The organism is Nocardiopsis gilva YIM 90087 (genome assembly GCF_002263495.1).
GTDB lineage: Bacteria > Actinomycetota > Actinomycetes > Streptosporangiales > Streptosporangiaceae > Nocardiopsis_C > Nocardiopsis_C gilva.
The window spans coordinates 752,498-772,429 of the sequence record NZ_CP022753.1 but is presented as its reverse complement, the minus strand read 5'-3'; the positions used below and the strand labels follow the sequence as shown (position 1 = coordinate 772,429).

At 68.7% G+C, this 19,932-nt stretch carries 18 protein-coding genes; 4 read left to right on the top strand and 14 right to left on the bottom strand.

From position 1 onward, the window contains the following. Positions 1-42: 42 nt before the first annotated feature. From CDO52_RS03825 to CDO52_RS03805, 5 genes are all read right to left on the bottom strand, one after another. Complete coding sequence (locus tag CDO52_RS03825) at positions 43-1,263, bottom strand: NAD(P)/FAD-dependent oxidoreductase (protein ID WP_017620642.1); 1,221 nt, start codon at positions 1,261-1,263, stop codon at positions 43-45. Beyond that, complete coding sequence (locus CDO52_RS03820; RefSeq protein WP_094932206.1) at positions 1,260-2,648, bottom strand: FAD-dependent oxidoreductase; 1,389 nt, start codon at positions 2,646-2,648, stop codon at positions 1,260-1,262. The genes CDO52_RS03825 and CDO52_RS03820 overlap by 4 nt, the downstream gene beginning before the upstream one ends. Continuing rightward, positions 2,645-4,732, bottom strand: coding sequence for a molybdopterin oxidoreductase family protein (locus CDO52_RS03815; RefSeq protein WP_026126157.1), 2,088 nt, complete (start codon positions 4,730-4,732; stop codon positions 2,645-2,647). The genes CDO52_RS03820 and CDO52_RS03815 overlap by 4 nt, the downstream gene beginning before the upstream one ends. Positions 4,733-4,896: 164 nt before the next feature. Next, positions 4,897-5,889 carry a methionyl-tRNA formyltransferase gene (locus CDO52_RS03810; RefSeq protein ID WP_161627265.1) on the bottom strand — a complete coding sequence of 331 codons (993 nt, stop codon included), beginning with the start codon at positions 5,887-5,889 and terminating at the stop codon, positions 4,897-4,899. Continuing rightward, the gene (locus tag CDO52_RS03805; protein WP_017620638.1) at positions 5,886-6,764 is read right to left on the bottom strand and encodes a ThiF family adenylyltransferase; all 879 of its coding nucleotides are present in this window, start codon (positions 6,762-6,764) and stop codon (positions 5,886-5,888) included. Before CDO52_RS03805 ends, CDO52_RS03810 begins: the two co-directional genes overlap by 4 nt. Positions 6,765-6,885: 121 nt before the next feature. Between CDO52_RS03805 and CDO52_RS03800 the strand changes: the two genes are divergently transcribed. Then, positions 6,886-7,614: an ArsR/SmtB family transcription factor gene (locus CDO52_RS03800; RefSeq protein ID WP_026126156.1), complete on the top strand. Its 729-nt coding sequence runs from the start codon at positions 6,886-6,888 to the stop codon at positions 7,612-7,614. 11 nt (positions 7,615-7,625) lie between these two features. On the opposite strand, the gene CDO52_RS03795 is transcribed toward CDO52_RS03800, so the two are convergent. Continuing rightward, positions 7,626-7,934: an ArsR/SmtB family transcription factor gene (locus CDO52_RS03795; protein WP_017620636.1), complete on the bottom strand. Its 309-nt coding sequence runs from the start codon at positions 7,932-7,934 to the stop codon at positions 7,626-7,628. A 114-nt stretch (positions 7,935-8,048) separates the two neighbouring features. Here CDO52_RS03795 and CDO52_RS03790 point away from each other — a divergent pair, with 114 nt between their 5' ends. Beyond that, on the top strand, positions 8,049-9,446 hold the full coding sequence (locus tag CDO52_RS03790; RefSeq protein ID WP_051060880.1) for an MFS transporter: 1,398 nt from the start codon (positions 8,049-8,051) through the stop codon (positions 9,444-9,446). A gap of 247 nt (positions 9,447-9,693) precedes the next feature. On the opposite strand, the gene CDO52_RS03785 is transcribed toward CDO52_RS03790, so the two are convergent. From CDO52_RS03785 to CDO52_RS03770, 4 genes are all read right to left on the bottom strand, one after another. Continuing rightward, the gene (locus CDO52_RS03785) at positions 9,694-10,284 is read right to left on the bottom strand and encodes an isochorismatase family protein (RefSeq protein WP_017620633.1); all 591 of its coding nucleotides are present in this window, start codon (positions 10,282-10,284) and stop codon (positions 9,694-9,696) included. A gap of 112 nt (positions 10,285-10,396) precedes the next feature. Continuing rightward, positions 10,397-11,818, bottom strand: coding sequence for an MFS transporter (locus tag CDO52_RS03780; protein WP_017620632.1), 1,422 nt, complete (start codon positions 11,816-11,818; stop codon positions 10,397-10,399). Positions 11,819-11,835: 17 nt separating this feature from the next. Continuing rightward, positions 11,836-12,282 (bottom strand): MarR family winged helix-turn-helix transcriptional regulator, encoded by a 447-nt coding sequence (locus tag CDO52_RS03775; protein ID WP_017620631.1) that lies wholly within the window; start codon positions 12,280-12,282, stop codon positions 11,836-11,838. 370 nt (positions 12,283-12,652) lie between these two features. Further along, positions 12,653-13,639 carry an NAD-dependent epimerase/dehydratase family protein gene (locus CDO52_RS03770; RefSeq protein ID WP_017620630.1) on the bottom strand — a complete coding sequence of 329 codons (987 nt, stop codon included), beginning with the start codon at positions 13,637-13,639 and terminating at the stop codon, positions 12,653-12,655. A gap of 44 nt (positions 13,640-13,683) precedes the next feature. Between CDO52_RS03770 and CDO52_RS03765 the strand changes: the two genes are divergently transcribed. Further along, positions 13,684-14,745, top strand: coding sequence for a MupA/Atu3671 family FMN-dependent luciferase-like monooxygenase (locus tag CDO52_RS03765; protein WP_017620629.1), 1,062 nt, complete (start codon positions 13,684-13,686; stop codon positions 14,743-14,745). A 9-nt stretch (positions 14,746-14,754) separates the two neighbouring features. After that, positions 14,755-15,516 carry a phosphatase PAP2 family protein gene (locus tag CDO52_RS03760; RefSeq protein WP_083920040.1) on the top strand — a complete coding sequence of 254 codons (762 nt, stop codon included), beginning with the start codon at positions 14,755-14,757 and terminating at the stop codon, positions 15,514-15,516. An 11-nt stretch (positions 15,517-15,527) separates the two neighbouring features. Here CDO52_RS03760 and CDO52_RS03755 read toward each other — a convergent pair whose 3' ends face one another. Genes CDO52_RS03755 through CDO52_RS03740 form a run of 4 tightly spaced genes read right to left on the bottom strand, consistent with a single transcriptional unit; the run spans position 15,528 to position 19,894 of the window. Beyond that, positions 15,528-16,718 (bottom strand): aminotransferase class I/II-fold pyridoxal phosphate-dependent enzyme, encoded by a 1,191-nt coding sequence (locus CDO52_RS03755; protein WP_017620627.1) that lies wholly within the window; start codon positions 16,716-16,718, stop codon positions 15,528-15,530. After that, positions 16,703-18,439 (bottom strand): AMP-binding protein, encoded by a 1,737-nt coding sequence (locus CDO52_RS03750; protein WP_017620626.1) that lies wholly within the window; start codon positions 18,437-18,439, stop codon positions 16,703-16,705. Before CDO52_RS03750 ends, CDO52_RS03755 begins: the two co-directional genes overlap by 16 nt. After that, positions 18,436-19,563 (bottom strand): hypothetical protein, encoded by a 1,128-nt coding sequence (locus CDO52_RS03745; RefSeq protein ID WP_017620625.1) that lies wholly within the window; start codon positions 19,561-19,563, stop codon positions 18,436-18,438. Before CDO52_RS03745 ends, CDO52_RS03750 begins: the two co-directional genes overlap by 4 nt. 43 nt (positions 19,564-19,606) lie before the next feature. After that, positions 19,607-19,894: an acyl carrier protein gene (locus CDO52_RS03740; RefSeq protein WP_017620624.1), complete on the bottom strand. Its 288-nt coding sequence runs from the start codon at positions 19,892-19,894 to the stop codon at positions 19,607-19,609. Positions 19,895-19,932 lie beyond the last annotated feature (38 nt).

Here is a 19,932-nt window from a genome sequence, read left to right as displayed (position 1 = left end):
TGTGTCCGAGCCCAGCCTCGTGCGCGACGACGCGATCCCGTGTCAGGACGCGAGCAGCTGATCAGGTGACGCGGTGAGCTCATGGCCCACGAGGGAACGCAGTACGGGCAAGGCGCGCGCATCACCGACGAGGACACCTCCCAGCAGGGTCGTCGCGCTGGAATCGATGACGAGCTTGGCGTAGGTGCCTGCCATGGTGTCCTCGCGGATGAACTCCACCGCGTCATCGGTCCGGGCGTGGGCGTCGCCGAAGCTCGCGACTTCGACACCGAACAGCTTGAGCTTGGTGGAGGTGTCGGGACTGGTGAAACGCGTCCGGCCGCCACGGCCGTCATCGGCTTGGAGGAGTTGCTCGGCGACGACTTCGGCCATTCGGTAGCCGGGGCCGACCAGCCCGTAGCAGCGGCCCCGCACTGCCGCGCAGTCGCCGATGGCCCAGATGCGGGGGTCAGCCGTGCGGCAGTCGTCGTCGACGAGGAAGCCGCCGCGGTCGCCTGTGTCCAGACCCATGAGGCCGGCCAGGTCGTCGCGCGGGCGGACTCCGGCGGAGAACACCACGAGGTCGGTCTCCAGGGTGGTGCCGTCGGCCAGGGTCATGCCGCGCACCCGGCCGTCCGGGCCCGCGTCGATGGAGGCGGTACTCACTCCGCAGCACACGGTCACCCCGAGGTCGCCGATGAGCCGGGTCAGGATCTGACCGCCGCCCTCGTCGACCTGCATCGGCATCAGGCGCGGCGCCATCTCGACGACGTACGGGCGCATCCCCAGCAAGCGCAGAGCGTTCGCCGCTTCCAGGCCGAGCAGACCGCCGCCGATCACCACGCCCGGGCGCCCCGGGACGGCGGCCGCGCGGATGGCGTCGACGTCGTCCAGGGTGCGGTAGACGAAGCAGCCGGGGAGGTCGTGTCCGGGGACAGGAGGCACGAACGGGCGCGCGCCAGTGGCCAGCACGAGCGCGTCGTAGCTGACCTCCGTGCCGTCGGCGCAGGTCACCTTCTGTTCCTGCCGGTCGATCCCGGTCACCGTGACGCCGGTTCTGAGCTCCACCCACGGGTCGCCGAGGCACTCGTGGCTGACCAGACCGAGGTCGTCGAAGCTCTTGCCTTCCAGGTACGAGGAGAGCGCGACCCGGTCGTAGGCGGGGCGCGGTTCCTCGCCCAGGACGATGACCCGCCAGGTGTTGGCCCGGTCGTGGGCGCGCAGCATCTCGACGAGGTGGTGGCCGATCATGCCGTGGCCGACGACCACGAGCGTGCGCGTCATGAGGCATCACCCTCTCCAGAGGCTTTTTCGAGCACACCGCAGATGCGGCGCACGGCGTCCGCGCAGGTGCCGCAGCCGGTGGTCGCACGCGTCGCTTCGGCGAGTTCCGCGACCTCGCGGGCACCTTGATGCCACGCCTGTGCCAAGGACCGTTTGGTGACGTTGTTGCAGTTGCAGACCACCGCGTCGTCGGGCAGCTCGACGGTGCCGGAACCGACACTGGATGTGCCGAGGAGGAGAGCGAGCCGGTCGGACGGCACGGATACGCCGCGGTCGTAGAGCTGGACGAGGCTCGCGATGGCCTTGGGCAGGCCGATCACCATCGCGGCGGTGAGCTTGTGGTCGTGCAGCGCAAGCTTCGCGTAGCGGCGGCGGCTCGGATCGGAGAGCGTCACCAGCTCGGCCGCGTGGTCCAGCGCGCTCGGCGGGCCGAGGGAGAGGACGTCGACGCCGGGGGTCCGGGAGCGAGTGATCGGCGCCGCGACGCGGTAGTGCGGACGGCCGCCGGTCAGCAGCAGGGCCAGAGTGTCGGCCTGGTCCCAGGCCTGCGGAAGGGAGTACGCGGTCTCACCCCCGCCCTCCTGGTGCCGCGCGCAGCCTCCGATCGCGCGGATACGGGGGTCGTCGGTACGCATCTCGTCGTCGATGAGCACCCCGCAGTCCACGGACAACCCGGCGCCGTGGGCAAGGCCGGTCTCGGGCGCGGCATCGGTGCACAGCAGCAGGACGTCGGCGGCCAGGACTCGTCCGCCGTCCAGGACCAGCTTGCCCGGCTCGAACGCCACCGCCACGTGGCCCAAGTGCGTCTCCACACCCTCGTCGTGCAGAATCCCGGCGAGTAATCGTCCCGCGGCGTCGTCCAGCCGGTCCTTCATGGGGTGGGAGGCGGCGTCGACCAGGGCGACCTCGCGGCCCGCCCGGCGCAGTGCGAGGGCCGCCTCGACACCCCCGGCCCCGGCACCGAGCACGGCCACGCTGCCCGCGGGACGGCACTCGCGCGCGGCGAGCGAACGCGGCGTGAACACTGAGGCGTGGAGCCGACCTTCGGCCGTCAGCACACCGGGGATATCCGGGACGCGGGGACGCGCGCCAGTGGCCAGTACGAGGGTGTCGTACCCGTGCGCCGTGCCATCGTCGGTGTGCACCAGACGACGGGCGCGGTCGATACGGGTGGCGGTGACACCGCGCCGTACTCGCGTGCCCTCCGGAAAGCCGTGCTGGTACGGCGAGGAGTGGCCGGAGAACGGTAACGGCGGCGCGCCGCTGTGCGTCGGCCCGGGTTCCCGGCCAAGGACGGTGACCGCGTCCTGGTGGCCGTGGTGGCGCAGTCGCTCCACGAGACGGTGGGCGGCGGGACCGTCGCCGATGATCAGGATGTCGCTCATGCCGGCTCCGAAATCGGTTCGATACGGACCGCGCAGACCTTGAACTCGGGCATCTTGCTCTGCGGGTCCAGGACGGTATTGGTGATCAGGTTGGCCCGGCCGTCGCCCGGGAAGTGGAACGGCAGAAAGACAGTGTCCGTACGAAGACTGCCGTCCAGCCGGACGCGAGCCACCGTGCGGCCCCGTGCCGAGATGACCGCGGCCCGATCGTCGTGGCGCAGCCCGGCTCGTTCGGCGGTGTCGGGGTGGATCTCGACGAACGGCTCGGGCACGGCCTCGTTGAGCTCGGGAACCCTGCGGGTCTGCGCGCCCGTCTGGTACTGGGCCAGGACTCGCCCGGTGGTGGCGTACAAGGGGTAGGCGTCGTCGGTCGTCTCAGCGGGGGCTCGGTGGTCCACCGCGGCGAACCGGGCGCGCCCGTCCGGGTGCGCGAAGCGGTCCAGGAACAGGCGCGGTGTGCCGGGGTGCGGCGCGCGGCTCTCCGGGAGCAGCGGGCATGGCCAGTGCAGGGCCTCACCGGCGTCGAGCCGGTCATAGGTGATGCCGGAGTAGTCGGCCTTGCCGCCCATGGTGGCGCGGCGCAATTCGGCGAATACTTCGCGCGGTTCGGTGGGGAAGCGGTGTCCGGGCTCGCCGAGGCGCACCGCGAGGCCGTGCAGGATGTCCAGGTCGCTGCGGACCTCGGGGGGCGGGGACAGCAGTCGGCGCCGCCGCAGCACCCGGCCCTCCAGGTTGGTCATGGTGCCCTCTTCCTCTGCCCACTGGGTCACCGGAAGGACCACATCGGCCAGTTGCGCGGTCTCCGACGGCACGAAATCGGCCACCACGAGCAGGTCCAGGGAGGCGAGCCGTTCGGTGACACGGTCGGAGCGCGGGGCCGAGACGGCCGGGTTCGAGTCGAAGACCAGCAGCGCACGCGGCCCGCCTGCTGTACCCAGTGCGTCGAAGAGCTCGTAGGCGCTGCGGCCCGGACCGGGGAGGGCCTCGGGGGCTACGCCCCACACCTCGGCGATCCGGGCTCGTGCCTCGGGGTCGGTGATCGACCGGTAGCCGGGGAGCTGGTCGGCCTTCTGGCCCAGCTCGCGCCCGCCCTGACCGTTGCTCTGGCCGGTGAGGCAGCCATAGCCGCTGCCCTCGCGGCCTGGTAGGCCCAAGGCGAGCGCGAGATCGATGAACGCGGCGACCGTGTCGGTGCCCTTGCTGTGCTGCTCGGCGCCGCGACCGGTCAGAACATAGGCCCGCTCAGCCGCGCCGAGCATGTGTACCGCTTCGCGTTGCTCGGCGACCGGCACACCCGTGACCCGCTCGACCCGCTCCGGCCACCAGGACAGCGCCCGCTCCCAGGCGTCCTCGAAGCCGGTGGTGCGCTCGGCCAGGTAGTCCTTGTCGAGCAGGCCTTCGGTGACCGTCAGGTGCAGCAGCCCCAGCGCCAGGGCGAGATCGGTCCCGGGCACGGGCTGCAGGTGGAGCGCGGCGCTCTCGGCCGTACGGGTACGGCGAGGGTCGATCACGATCAGCTTCGCCCGCGACAGGTGCCGCATCAGAGGTGGCATCGTTTCGGCCGGATTCGCGCCCGCGAGAAGGATCGTCTCCGCCTGTCCGAGGTCGGTGACCGGGAACGGAAGCCCGCGGTCGACGCCGAACGCGGCGGTGCCGGCAACGGCGGCCGAGGACATGCAGAAGCGCCCGTTGTAGTCGATCTGGCTTGTTCCCAGTGCGACCCGGGCGAACTTTCCCAGGAGGTACGCCTTCTCGTTGGTCAGGCCGCCTCCGCCGAACACGCCAACCGCGTCCGGGCCGTGCTCGTCCCTGATCCGGGCGATGCGGTCGGAGACGACATCCAGTGCGGTGTCCCAGTCGGACGGCGCCAGCTCCCCGTCCGGACCGCGCACCAGGGGAGAGCGCAGGCGGGACGCGGTGTCCAGGAGACTCGGTGCGGTCCATCCCTTCGTGCACAACCCGCCCTGGTTGGTCGGGAAGTCGGATGGCTGCACTGTCGTCACGCCGTCCGAGTGACGCAGGTGGGTTCCGCACTGCAGTGCGCAGTAAGGACAGTGCGTAGCGGTCGACTGTCGGTCAGGCACGGGAATTCTCCCTAAGCACAAAGGCGTCTTACGCGAATGAGGAACAGAAGGGGGATGAATATAGGGCGGAAATTCCAGCCGCAGCATTCCCGGATGCCCCCGACCGTGGCGATTCACAAATTCTTCCGGCTCCGGGAATCAGTCACGGCCGACCTTTTCGAGGGCTATTCGCCGCGAGACGCGAGGAGTCCCGCCAGGTCTGGGGAGAGATGGTGGTCGACGCGCAGCCCTTGGTGATGGCCGGTCAGCACCGTTTCGGGGTGCCAACTCAGCGAAACCACTTCGATCCACGCGTCCGCGCAGGAGATGGCCAACCCATGCCGAGCGTCGGACCCGACGGTGCCCGGAGCGGCCACCGGCGCCGGAGCCCTCGCTTCGGAGAGTATGCGCGCGTCGTGGATACGGATCTCGCCACCGTTCATGGCGATCAGGGCACCGGGCTGGGGAGCACATGCCCGCACCACGCGCATCACGCGGTCCGCCGTCCAGGACCAGTCGATGACGGTGTCTTCAGGCCTCGGATTGGAGAAGTAGCTTCTCTGTCGCGTGTCCTGGGGAACCGCCGTGAGTTCTCCCGTTGCCAGCCGGGGGACCACATCATGGAGCAGGCTGCGGGATTCCGTGAAAAGCCGGTCGCGGATCTCCCCCGAGGTTTCCGTGCCGTTGAGCCGAACGGGACGCTGGGCGAGTACAGGTCCCTCATCTACCCCCGGCGTGGTGATCAACGCGGTGACGCCGGCATCCTTCTCTTCGTTCAGCGCCATCCAGAAGAACGGCGCGAGACCCGCATAGCGCGGAAGGGGGCTGGGGTGGAAGTTGATGACCGCCCGGCGGGGTAGGGCGAGTACGGGTTCCCGGAGGATCTGCTGGAAATTAGCGATCAGCAGGTAGTCCGGTTCTAGGGCATTGAGAGCCGTGATCGCTTCCGGGTCGTTGACGTTCTTCGGGCGCAGGACGGGGATCCGTGCGCGGGCTCCCTGCTCCGCCAGGTCGACAGGGTCTGGCTCGTCGAGGTAGTAGCTGCATAACACCCCAGGGCTGCGGGTGAGGAGTCCGACCACTTCCACGTCAGGGTGCGCCAGAAGATCCGCCAGTAAGGGAGCTCCGAATTTCGAGTTCGCCTCCGAGAGGAGGACGACTCTGGCGGGACGCGTCACTTGGCCCACCAAGCCCGGTCGACGATCTTGGACTCCCAGGTAAGAGAGTCGAACACGGCGTAGCCCGGCTGGACAGGCAACTTCGCGCGTCCGGGGATATCCATGATCTCCTGAGCGAGACGCTCCACGAGGAGCCCTTCGGCCAGTGGAGGACACGCACCGAAGATCGGCATTCGCCGCATGTGCACGAACCATTTGTCCAGCATCTCCGCGCCCGGGTACTCCGGGATTTCCGGCATGATCCGCTCCATCAGACGACGCGTGGCGTGGTCATCGACGGGGGCGTCCTCGGGAAGGTCGTAGACCTCCTCGATGGGCATCGAGTCATGCGTGTAGGTGAACACGAACACCTTGTGCGAGACCGTCGGGATCTTGAACATGAACCGGCAGCGGTCGCTCTCGCGGAATGCCCGGTGCAGCGCATAGCGGTTCTTGACCTGATAGAACTCCATCTGGTCCATGACGTAGTCACAGCCGTCCATGAAGTGCTCGGCGGATTCCGGGGTTATCCCCTGGGGATAGACGTCGATGTTCACGTCCCGGGCCAGGTCGAACGCCATCTCAGCGACGACTTCCGCCTTGTTCCGGCCGACGTTGTCGAGCGAGGCGCCGAGCTGCCGCTGAATGTTGGTGATATCGAAGACATCCGGGTCGGCCAGTTTCAGGTTCCGCACCCCCAACCGCACCAGGCGTGTGGCCGCCGCGCCGCCGATACCGCCGGTGCCGACGATCCCGATGACCGCCTCGCGCAGCTTCTCCTGCCGTTCCCTCTGCTCCTGCTCCGTGTCGCCAAGCCAGCCGAGGTTTCGGTCGACGCGCTCCCAGTACAGCTTCTCGTCGTAGTCGCCGCGGTACTGAATAACCTTCACGGCCATGCTTCAGCCGCTCCTTACCAGCGCTTGGATATCTATTTACTTTCTGTCGGAGGATGGCCCTTGGGCGGCCCATAGTGGGGGACAGCCGAGTAGAAACACGGTAGCGAGTACGGTGTTCGGCATGAACCGAACTGTGGGCGACGGTTCCGACATCGCGTCTGTCGCGGCTCTGTTGGGTGACGCCTCCCGGGCAGCCATGGTCACCGCGCTGATGGACGGCCTCCGCCTGCCCGCCACCGAACTCGCCAGAATCGCGGGCGTCAGCAAGTCCACGGCCAGTGAGCATCTCGCGCGCCTCGTCGACAGCGGTCTGCTGGATACGGAGCGCTGTGGCCGACACACCTACTACCGTGTCGCGGATCCCCTGGTGGGACGGGCGTTGGAGGCGCTCGCGGTGATCGCGCCGCAGCGCAGACCCAACTCCTTGCGATCGGTGCGGCGGCACGAGGAGCTGGGTCGGGCCCGGCTGTGCTACGACCATCTGGCAGGCCACCTGGGCGTTGCCGTGACCGATGCCCTACGGCAGCGGGGCCTGCTCTACGAACGGGACGCAGCCTTGGAGGTGGACCAGGCGGCATGGGATGCCCACGTCCCTCTGGACGTCACCTGTGACGCCGCGCGGAAAGGACGACGTCCCCTCGCCCGAGGCTGCGTGGACTGGACAGTGCGCCGACATCACCTGGCCGGAGCGCTGGGTGCGAAGCTGGCCGCCAGAATGTTCGACCTGGGGTGGATCCAGCGTCGTCGGGAGAAAGAACGTGCCATTGTGGTGACCGATGTCGGCCTGCACGGCATGCGTGAGGTGTTCGACTTCGATGACTCCACCCTTCAGGCCCTGGCACCGGCGTGAACGGCGGTTCTTCATACCCGGCCGAATTCAGCCAGCGACCGCAGAGAGTCGAGTGCCGTTTTCACCTGCGGCCCGGCCAGTCGGTAGAAGCGGCGCTGTCCGCGCCGTTCGAGCGTGAGCAAACCGCTGTCCAGCAGGCCGGACAGATGACCACTGGCGGTGGAGGGGGAGATTTCGGCAATCGCCGCCAGCTCACCCGCTGTTCGTTTTTCGCCGTCGGTCAGGGCGAGAAGTATCTCCACACGGGCGGGCACCGCAAACTGCGCTGCGGCTGTGGCCAGGTTCAGTCCGGCCTTCGACTGATTCCGGAGGGGAGGCATGGCTGAGTCCCGATTTCTTGGATATTTCGGTTCATACCGAACGGTTAACACGCGACGATGTCGCCCATGACGTCATCGACGACTTCTTCGACTTCCCGGCTCCGCCCTGACCGCATGGATACCACGTCGGTCGCGGCACGTCGATGGATCTTGGCCGTGATGTGCACGGGCATGTTCCTGGTGCAGCTCGATGTGACCGTGGTGAATGTGGCCCTTCCGCACATCGGTACGGCATTGCACAGCGGACTTGCGGGGATGCAGTGGGTCGTCGACTCCTACACCGTGATCCTTGCCGCTTTCCTGCTCCTGGGAGGTGTGGTGGGGGACCGGCTGGGGCACAGGACCGTTGTCCTCACGGGCCTGGGGTTGTTCGGGGTTGCCTCGTTGCTGTGTGGCCTCGCCCCGGGAACCGCCACACTGGTCGGTGCTCGCGCACTCCAAGGACTGGCTGCCGCCCTGCTGCTGCCCAGCACCCTGGCCGTAGTGAACACGACATTTCCCGAACGCGCGGAACAGGCCCGTGCCCTGGGCATCTGGGCGGGCGTCTCGGCGCTGGCCCTGCCGGCAGGCCCCCTACTGGGAGGCGTCCTCGTCACTGCCGCTGGATGGCGCGCGGTCTTCCTGATCAACCTGCCGGTTGTCGCGGTGGCGCTGTACCTCACGCAGAAGCTGGTGAGCAAGGACCGACCGGCCCGAGGGCACCGGCTGGACGCGATCGGCGCGATCGGGACCGCGGTCGTTCTGACGGCCCTGGTGTACTGCGTGATCACCACCGGGCACGCAGGGGTCTCCAGCTCCACGCTCTGGTCGGCTCTGGTCGCCATCGGCGCCGCTGTCGCTCTGGCGCTGTGGGAGAGGCGGACACCGGACCCGATGCTTCCCCCGGCCCTGCTGCGCAAGGCCGACTTCGTGGGCGCCAACGTGGTCGCCGCCATCATGAACTTCGTCGGCATCGGCGCGGTCTTCGTGATCACCCTGTACCTGCAGGGAGTCCAGCACCACGACCCCCTGACCGCCGGAGCCATGCTGCTGCCACTGTTCCTCCCCCTCGCCGTCTGCGCCCCACTGACCGGTCGTCTCGCCGCGCGTTACGGCCCCCGTCCCCCGATGCTCGGCGGCCTGGTCCTCGGTGCCGTCGGGGCCGCATTCCTGCCGCTGATCGGCCCGGACAGCTCCTATCTCGTGCTCGCCCCCGCACTGCTGGGCATCGGGCTGGGCATGGGCCTGCTGACCCCCTCGGTCGTGGCGGCAGCCCTCCAGGCCGGCCCCCCGGAGCGGCCAGGGCTGTCCTCCGGCGTGAACAACACCGCTCGCCAGGCCGCAGGCGCCCTGGGAATCGCCGTGTTCGGCGCCATGGTTCACGATCCGTCGGCGCCTGCGGACTTCACGTCCGGACTTCACCTGGTCGGCATGCTGTCCGTCGCCCTATGGCTGATCGCGGCCGCTCTCACCCTGCTGACCGTCCCTCGACCGGCCGAGTTGCGCGATCGGACAGGGTCTCATGCCGAGTGAGCCATCCCAGTACAGGTCGAGCCGCGGTTCGCACACGCCGGACGCCTCGGCCACGGACAGGGTGGGGAAACCGTCCGTGGCCGGGGGGCGGCCCCGAAGTTCGACGATCTGGACGGCGTAGGCGCCCAGCCCGCCGGTCGCGGCCGCTGCCAGGACGTGCTCACGCTCGTGGGAACCGCAACTCCTGTCTCATCAGACTGCTTGCGATGTGGAGCGGGGGGCTGCGGGGGTCGGGGTGGGCGCGGCGTCAGCTGCTGGCCGGGGCCGCCGGGAGAGCCTTGAGCACGGCGTCGGTGGTGTCGACGCGAGCGATCATCGGCAGGATTCGCTGGATGGCGAAGTCCTGGTGCTCGGCCGAGAACGTGCTCGTCGCGTCCTCGGCGACGACGACGTCGAAGCCGAGCTCGTAGGCGAACCTGGCGGTGGACTCAACCGCCAGGTTGGTGGCGACGCCGGTGAGGACGAGCTCTTCGATACCGCGGCGGCGCATCTGCAAGTCGAGTTCGGTCCCGGTGAAGGCGCCCCACTGCCGCTTGGTGATCAGCAGGTCGCCAGGCTCCGGCGCGAGTTCGGGAGCGAGCCGTTCGAACTCGGGGTCCAGGGAGGGCGGGTAGGGCGACACGTCGGCGTTGGGCCGCAGTGCGGCCCCGCCGTCGGGGCCGTGGGCGACGTTGACGAGGACGACGGGCAGCCCGGCAGCGCGGAACGCCGTTGCCAGACGCGCACTGTTGCCGACGACCCGCTCGGCGGGGTGCGGCTGGAGGGGCAGCGAGACGACGCCCTGCTGTACGTCCAAGACGACGAGCGCGCAGCGGGCTTTGAGGTCGGTGACGGGCATGGAGGGTTCCTTTCCGGGTGAGGGGGCTCGGGCGCGCGGGCGCACGCCGAGGTGAGCGGGCCGAAGCCCGTGGCGGTCCAGGGGCAGGGGACCGCCAGGGACGTGATCGGGATCAGCCGTCCGACGCGGTGTCGCGCGCGTGCCGGGACAGGACCGAGCTGACCAGCAGCCCAAGGCTGATTGCCGTGATGGCGGCGCCGAGGAGATGGAGGCCGGAATCGTCCGCCGAGCCGCCGAGGGTCACGCCGACGAGGGCGGCGGCGAGGTTGGCGCCGATGTACTGCGACGTGCGGAAGAGGCCTGAGGCGATGCCCATCTGGTCCTGCGGCGCGGTCCGGTAGAGCAGGGTCTGGTTTCCGAGGTTGTTGAAGCCGGTCGGGAGTCCGAGAACGGCGGCGATGAGGACGATCACCCACAGGGGTGCGGCGCTTCCCGTGACGATCAGCGCCGCGCTGCCGACGCACAGGGCGATGGAGCCGGTGACGAGCACGGTGCGCAGACCCCTGCGGTGAGTGAGCCGGGTGGCCCACACGGTGGTGAGGAAGCCCAGTGCCGCGACGGGCAGCATGACCAGCCCGGACTGGGCCTCCGAGAGCCCCCGGCCCAGTTGGAGCCACTGCGGCAGCGCGTAGGTGATGGCGTAGAAGACCACGTACGTCGCGGCGCAGCGCACGTAGGTGCCGGTCAGCCCGAGATTGCCAGTGAGCATGCGCAGGTCCAAGAAGGGCCGTTCGCGGCGCAGCTCCCACAGCACCAGGGCGATCAGCAGCACGGCGAAGCAGGCCAGCGCCCACCAGCGGGGGTGCTCTTCGGACAGGGAGAGCAGGAACGCCATCAGGCCGGTGAGCTGGCCGACGAACAGCGCCATGCCGAGCAGGTCGAGTTCTCTGAGCAGGTTTCCGACGCCAGGCCGACGGTCCGGCGCGTCCGCGGGGAGCCAGATCAGGGCCATGACGAGCGAGGTCAGCGTGATCGGGACGTTGATCCAGAAGATGGCGCTCCAGTCGGCGAACTGGACGAGCACACCACCGAGCGGCGGCCCCAGAGCGACCGCGACCTGGGACGCCGCCGAGATCGCGCCCAGCCCGCCGATCGGGGCGGCCCCAGGGGTGCTGTGCGCGGCGGACCAGGCCCGGATCATGGACATTCCGGCGGGGTAGGCGGCGGAGGTGCCCACCCCGAGCAGCACCCGGGCGGCGATGAGCCAGCCGAGCCCCGGGGCGAAGGGGGCGGCGACCGCCGCGACCAGGACCAGGACCAAACCGACACAGAACACCGGACGGGCGCCGAGCGTATCGGCGAGCCGACCCATGGTGGGCTGCGCCACGGCGGTGGCCAGGTAGAGGCCGGAGACGAGCCAGATGACGGCGGGTCCGGCGTCGAAGGCCCGCTGGATGTCCAGCAGGGCCACCGCGATCATCGAGGAGTTCAGGGCGTTGAGCAGCGTGCCGAGCACGATGGGCAGCAGCACGACGAAGGGGATGCGCGTCGTGCCGGGGCTGTCCTGCGCGGATTCGAGGGCTGTTCTCGGCACGGCGTCCTCTCGGTCGGCTACGTCTGCGACAGCATGTCCAGCAGCCTGTTCGCCGTGGCGAGGACCTCCCGCTCGACCGGTGTCAGCCGCGCGGCGATGGTCGTCGCCAGCCACTCGTCCCGCAGCCTCCGGTCGGACTCCACCAGGGCACGGCCCTCATCGGTGATCTCGATGATCACCTGTCGGCCGTCACGCGGGTGTGCCTCACGGGTGATGAGACCGCGCTCCTCCAGACCGGCGAGGGCGCGGGTGAGGGACTGCGGCTGAACCCGCTCGTGGTCGGCCAGCTCCTTCGGGCTGAGTCCGCCGCCACGCTCCAGCCTGCTCAGGATGGAGACGCTGGTCATGCCGAGGGTGTCGGCTGGGCGCTCCTGCCGCATGCGCCGGGCCAGCCGGGACACGCTGTCGCGGGTCTGCCGGGCGAGGGCGATGGGCAGGTCGGCTTCTGGTGTCTCCTGGGTCATGCACGAAGCCTATCTTATAAGTGTGGCTTGGTTATTCGTCAAGTGAACAACCCCGTCGCCCGGCACGCTCAGCACCGATACTGGCATGAGGAAGATCGACATACTGCAGATCATGGCCATCCGATCATCGACAAGTGACAGACTTGAGGAGTGCGTAATCTCGCGCGATTTTCATTCGCTTAGCTTTCGATATCCACGCGGAGACATCCCAGATCCACACGATGTGGACGGCGCGCCAGGCCAGGGTCGCTCCTGACGTTTCACCACCGAAGTCACAGTCCCTCCGTTGATCTCGGAGATATTGGGGTCAAAATCGCTCGTGAGACCCCAATATCTCCGAGATCAACGGAGGGGCACGGCGGAGGTGGGCCTAGGAGGACGACTCCAGCGTGCGGGTCAGGCCGGTCCGCAGTGTGATCGTCGGGTGGAAGCCCAGGTCCCGGACGGCGTTCTCGGTGGAGCAGGTCCACGCGGGGCATCGCAGTTCGCGCGCCTTGTCGCGGTTGAATGTCGGCGCCGTGCCCAGCAGTCGGCCCGCCAGTTCGGCAGCGAGCGCGGCGAGGCCGATCATCGGGCCGGGCAGCGGAACGACCGCCGGAGCACGCCTCCCGAGTGCCTCGGCCATCGCCGCGGCAAGGTCCTCCAGGCGGTACTCGAATCCGTCGCTGACGGTGTACACGCCGGCGACCTGGTCCTCGGGGTGGAGGCGGACGTCGGATTCCGCTGCGGCCAGCAGCGCCGCGCAGAGGTCATCGACGTGGATCACGGAGTAGGCGCGCGTACCGAAACCGCGTTTCGGTACCACGCCGCACCGCACCATCGTGCGCAGCGTCGGCACGAACGCAGGGTCTCCGGGCCCGTACACAATGGGTGGACGCACGGCTACGGCGCTCACGCGATCTGCGAACCCGCGTACCGCGTGCTCGGCCGCAAGCTTGCTCTCCCCGTACGCCGAAACCGGGGCGACCGGTTGGTCTTCCTTGCGAGGGCGGCCGGGAACGGATGGCCCCGCGGCGGCGAGTGACGAACAGAAGACCAGCCGTGGTGGCCGCCGCACGCGGGCAAGTGCCTCGCACAGCTTCCGGGTTCCGGTCGCATTGACGCGGAAGTACCCCTGCTCGGCCCCCGACATCGTAGCCCCTGCCAGATGCAGCACGCAGTCCACCTGATCGAGCGAGTCGGCCAGATCGGCACCGAGAACGAGATCACCTTCGATGAGGTTCACCCGGGAGGACGTCAGGTCGCCGGCACGTGTCAGGTCGCGGACCAACGCGGTAACAGAATGATCACGGGATACCAGATAACGCACCAGATGACCGCCGATGAATCCGGTCGATCCGGTGACCAGGAAGCGCATGATCGCTAGGCTACTGACACCAGCGAAATCCGGAATGCGAGTCGATGCGCATGGACTTCAGTCTGCTGTTCTTCCCCAGTCAAGAACCGCAGTATCGACCGGACCGCTACCAGCTTCTGATCGAGGCCGCGCGCTTTGCCGACAAGCAGGGCCTGCGGGCAATCTGGATTCCCGAACGGCATTTCCATGAGTTCGGTGGCAGTTATCCGAACCCTTCCGTCATAGCCGCCGCGCTCGCCACGGCCACACATCGCGTTCGATTGCGGGCCGGCAGCGTCGTCCTGCCCCTGCACCATCCCGTTCGTGTCGCCGAAGAGTGGTCGGTCGTCGACAACCTGTCCAACGGCCGGGTCGATCTCGCGATCGCACGCGGGTGGAACCCGAACGATTTCGTGCTGGCACCCGACAACTACGCCCCGCGGACCGATGTCACGGTGACCGGGATCGACGTGCTGCGGCGCCTGTGGCGCGGCGAAGCCGTCCGGTACCGCAACGGGACGGGCGAGGAGACGGAGGTCCGCCTGGCTCCGCTGCCCCGGCAGGGCGAACTCCCGCTCTGGCTCACCTGTACCGGGGGCGAGGCGATGTTCGCCCGAGCCGGAGAACTCGGCGCCAACGTGCTGACGGGTCTGCTTTTCCAGTCGGTCGAGGAGCTGGCCCGCAAAGTCGCCTGCTACCGGGCCGCGCGCGAAGCGGCGGGTTTCGACCCCGACAGCGGCCACGTGACGCTCATGGTGCACACCTTCCTCGGTGCGGATGAGGCATCCGCGCTGGCAACGGCCCGAGATCCATTCCGATCCTATTTGGAGAGCTCCGTGGGGCTGTGGGGACAGAAGGAGGCGCGCTTTCACGAGCAGAGCCCACGCGAGCGGGACGTCATGCTCACCCTCGCGGTAAACCGCTACGCCCGCACGGCGGCGCTGTTCGGTACTCCGGAATCGGTGACCGGGACGGTGTCCGCTTTCCGCGAGGCGGGGGTGAACGAGATCGCCTGTCTCATCGATTTCGGCATTGACCCCGACACGGTCCTGGCCGGCCTCCGCCCGCTGCGCAGGCTGATGGAGCAGGTCAACCCGCCCGGCGCGCGGGCGACGGCGCAAGGCTAACCCGGCGACGTGTGGCGGACGGGGACGGGCACTGCGGTGCTGCTGGGGTTGGTGGTCGCGGGCTATGCGAGTGCCGGTCGGCTGGCCAGCGCCGGTCGGCCTCCGCATGTCCACGAGCTGATCACAGCGGACGCGGCGCTACTGGGATGGTGGTCCGGCGGGCGGTCTCCGGTCGTGTGGCTGCAGTCGCTCGGCTATGAGCCGGGGGTGGTGCGCTGGTGGGACGTCCTGGCCTGCCTCGTCTACGCCTCGCACTTCGTGGCCGTCATGGTGGTACCGCTGGGGCTGTACCTATGGGACCGCGACCTGGCCTTGGGTTACGTGCGGATGTGGCTCGTGCTGGCACTGGTCGGCGTCGCCGTTTACCTGCTCTATCCGGCCGCGCCGCCGTGGTGGGCCGCACGTGCCGGACTGATACCAGCGGTCTCGCGTATCTCCACGCATGGCTGGCAGGGCCTGAACCTGCCGGGCGTCGCGGAGCTGATCTCGTCCGGCCAGGGGGCCAGCAATCCGATCGGCGCGATGCCGAGCCTGCATGCCGGCGCCGCGCTGCTCGCCGCCGTGTTCTTCGCCCCCCTGATACGCCGCCGATGGTGGCCGCTCCTCCTGCTGTATCCGGTGTCGATGGCGCTCACGCTGATGTACACGGGTGAGCACTGGTTCGTCGACATACTCGCCGGCTGGGCGGCCGTTCCGATGGCATACGCGCTGGTCGCCTGGTGGGACCGGTTGGTTCCGGCGAAGCACGATGCGCCGCTGTCCGCGACGTGAACCAGCGCCGGTCATTCGGGGACGGCCCGCAGGGCAGCAGGTATGAGCCGAGCCGCCGTGGCGATGTCGTTGTCCTCGTGCTCAGCGGTGGCTCCGAGCCGGAGCAGACCCGAGCCGAACGGCACGGCCGGGGGCAGCATGGGCGCGGTGAGCAGACCATGGTCCAGGAGCCAGCTCGCCACCCGCGCGGTGCGGTCTGTAGGCCCGATGATCACGGGCACGATGTGGCTCGTGGTGACGCCGATGTCCACACCGGCAGCGCACAGCGCCTCCCGGAGCATGGCGGCGTTGTGCGCGAGGCGCTCCCGTCGAGCGGTTCCCTGCCGACCGGACAGGATCGTGAGCGCGGCGAGCGAGGCTCCCGCCGTGCCCGGTGGCACCCCGAAGGACAGCAGGTAGGCCGTGGCGCTGTGGCGTAGCGCCCGGACGAGACGCACACTTCCGGCGACGAAGCCGCCGACGCTGCCGAAGGCCTTACTCATCGTGCACATGATGATGTCGACCCGCTCCAGGACACCGGCCAGCTCGGCGGCACCGCGGCCACCGGTACCGACCGTCCCCATCGAGTGCGCCTCGTCCACCATCAGCAGGGCCTGGTGTCGCTCGGCCAGGTCGGCGATCTCGCACAGCGGCGCGTAGTCCCCGCTCGTGCTGAAGAGCCCGTCGACCACGATCAGCCGCCGCTCCGCATCGCTGCAGGCGGCCAGCTTCGTGGCCAGGTCCTCGGTGTCGTTATGCGCGAACGTCACGACGCGGGCGCCGGACAGGCGTGCCCCCAGGGCGATCGAGCCGTGGTTGAAGCGGTCGGTGAAGATCGCGTCTCGGGGACCCATGAGCGTGCCGATCACACCCATGTTGGTGGTCAGCCCGGTGGGAAAGAGCAGCGCGGCGGGCCGGTCGAGGTAGGCCGCCAGGGATGTTTCGAGATCACGGTGGACTTCGGTGTGTCCGCTGTGGATCTGGGTGCCGTAGGTATTGGTGCCGTACCGCTGGGTCGCTTCCAGCGCACCGTTCACGACGTCGGGATGCTGGCTGAGGCCAAGGTAGTCACAGGTACCGAAGACGGTGACCTCTCGCCCGTCGGCGAGCCGCGCTCGCGTGGGACTGGTCGTGCTGAGTACCGGAAGAAGTGGGTACACGTCCTGCGCCTGCCACCGTTCGACCGTCGTCAGCACGGTCTCCAGCATCACGCCGAAGTCCACTGGGATTCCTCTCGCCCTTCGGCTCGGCCTGTCGGCCGCACCCCGTAAAGCTCGCGCAGGGTTCCGTCGAGGTAGGCGGCGGCGATTTGGGTGCGCTGATACTTGCCGCTGGTGGTGCGTGGCAGGGCGCCCGGTTCGGCGGTGAACACTTCGCGTACCGGCATCTGGAACTCGCGGAGCAGGGCCAGGCGCGCGGTCTCGGCCGCGGCCTCGGCCGTCTCGGGCGTCGATAGACCCAGGAAGACGATCGGCTCCTCGGTCGCCGCCCCATCAGGCCGGACGGCCACTGCGACCACTTCCATGACACCTGGAGGGTCGACGGCACGTATCGCGGCCTCCAGGTCAGTGGGGGCGAAGGTCTGCCCGCCGAACTTGAAGATCTCCTTGAGCCGCCCCACCACGTACAGCTGTCCGTCCAGGAGCGAACCGAGGTCCCCGGTGGGCACGAAGCCGTCCTGCTGCGCCGGGCGCTCCCGGTGGGCGTCGATGATCGTCGAGGTCGCGGACTGTCCACCGACCTGGATCTCGCCCACCTCGCCTTCGGAGAGGACGGCGCCGTCGGTGGATACCACCCGCACGGTCGTTCGGGGAAACGTGGCGCCGTGGCCGACGAGCGCCAGGTGGTCCTCCGCTGTGTCGTCGCCGACGGGCGACAGGCGTCCCGCGGTAAGTGCGGAGCGGGAGAACGCCCGTACCGTGGTGGGCGTCAGCGGAACCTTCGCGGCCACGCCCAGGGTGTTCTCCGCGAGGCCATATCCCGGATTCAGCACGTGCCTGCGCAGACCGAGCTGGGCGAACACCCGCTCGAATTGCTCGCAGATCTCGGGGGCGATGTGCTCGCCCCCGATGCTGGCGGACTCCAGGACGGACAGGTCCCAGGAGGCGAGGAGGTCCGGGTTCTGCTCGGCCAGCCGCGTCACCAACGCGTACCCGAACGTCGGTCCCGCGGTATGAGTGGCCCCGAACGCGGACAACTCCTCGATCCAGCGCAGCGGATTCACCACGAATGACCGTGGCGCCATCGCCCGCCAAGCGGAACCACCGTACAGGCAGCTCAGAAAACAACCGATCAGACCCATGTCATGAGACAGCGGCAGCCAGCCCATTCCACGGGCGTGCCCGTCGAGCCCCAGCCGAGCGGTCAGGTCGTCCACCTGCGTGACGACATTGCGATGGGTCAGCACGATGCCCCGCGGCTGCGCGGTACTGCCGGAGCTGAACTGGATCAGGGCCGGATCATTCAATGACGGTTCCACCAGCACGGACGAGGTGGGTGGGCCGTCCATGGTGAATTCGGGCAACGGGAGCACGACGGCAGGCATATCCGCTTCCCGAACCACGTCCGAATAGGAGGCCAGGGCGCTCTCCGGAGTGAGGCACCAGCGGGCCCCGCTGAGCGCCAGTACCGTGGCTGCCCGCTGGCAGCTGATACTGCCCGGCCGCAGCCGCGAGGCACCGGGCAGTGGCACGAGCACGCCGCCTGCGGCCCACACCGCGACCGTAGCGATGAGCACGTCCATGGAGGTGGACATGGAGACGGCGACCCGGTCGTTCGGCCGCACTCCTCGGGACCGCAACTCCTGCGCGCACCGGGACACCCGGGACCAGTACGCCGGGTAGGGCAGGTCGATGAGCTCTGGTTCCAGTGACCCGACGGTCCTCTGTGAACCGTCGAGGGCGTGCTGGCGGATCGCGTCGACCACGGTGCGGTGGCGGGTCATCGCCGGCCTCCCCCTGCCTCGCCGCGGTACACCCGGAATCGCTTCGTGGTGACGTTCTCCGGACCCGCCTCCTGTTCGACCTGGCGGTGCAGCCGGGTGTTCGACTCGGGAGTCCAGCCGAGGTGGACGTGGGTGATGCCGTGGCGTGACACCGCTCTGTCCAGCCACTCGGACATTACGAGCGCGTCCATTCCGGTCAGCCGGAACCGAGGCTCCACCCCGATGTAGAGCCCCCGAAGCTCGCGGATGCCGCGCATTCCGGTGAGCAGGTGCCACCAGCCGAACGGCCACAACCGCCCAGCCATCCGGTGCAGCACCTGGTTGGCGTCGGGAACGGCGATGGCCATGCCGACGATCTCACCGTCCACTTCGGCGATCAGTCCGTACTCGGGGCGGTAGAACGGCCGGAACTGCTTCGCTACCGCCCAGACCTCGTCGAAGTCCATGGGCATGAAACCCCAGGTGTCACGGTTGGTGCAGTTGTGGAACGTCACCAGATGCCGCACGTCGGCCTCGAAGTTCGCCAGATCGATACCCCGCACGCGCAGCTGTGGGAATCGTCGGCGGGCCAGTGCGGCCACGGATCGCAGGCGCGGATAGTCACCGGACAGCCGGACCGTCTGCTGCAGCAGGTCCTGGGCCGCCGTCAGCCCGGCCCCCGCGAGCAGATCGGGATAGTACGGCGGGTTGTACGGCATGCCGTACACCGGGCGGCCCGGGCCGTCGACCAGAACCCCGACCGGTTCCGAGCTCTTGGGGGACATCGGCCCGGTGATGTGCACCGCACCTCGATCCGCAAGCCACCGTCGTACGGCGTCGAGCAGTAGGTCCACGGGCTGGTCAGAGTTCACGCTCTCGAAGTGGGAGAAGAGGCCGGTGGGCGCACCACGGTGCTGGTCGCTGGCCGGGGTGTACCAGGCGACGGCCCGCGCGAGTGGGCTGCCGTCGTCAGCGGTGACGACGAAGACCTCCCGGTCACCGCGGCGGACGAACGGATCGGAGCCGCCGAGGGCCTCCGTGACCTCCTTGCGGAACGGCCGTACGGCGTGCGGGTCGCCGCGGTAGATGACATCCCACAACCGGGTGAAGTCACGCAGGTTCCGTGCCGAGTTACCCGTCGACACCCGCGGGGCGCTACCTGTGGTCGGCCCCATCTCTCATCACCTGTCAGCAGTCCGATTCGGCCGCGCGGGGGTGCGCGAGCGTCAAGGAGATCTCCGTGAGCAGATCCCGCAACGACATCAGCGGGGTCACGCGTTCCGCCAGGGAGTCGATGTCGAGCCGCGTGCCGTAGTCCTGCTCCACGGCAGAGAGCATCTCGGCGAGTGCGAACGAGTTCAGGCCAAGGGCCTCAAGCGACATGTCGTCGCCGAGCGAGTCCGGGCTGACCTTCAACCGGTCAGCCATGATCTTCTTGATTCGACTCGGGGCGTACTGATCGGGATTCGACGTCATGGGATCGTGCACCGCGCCCCTCGCAATTGGCAAGACCG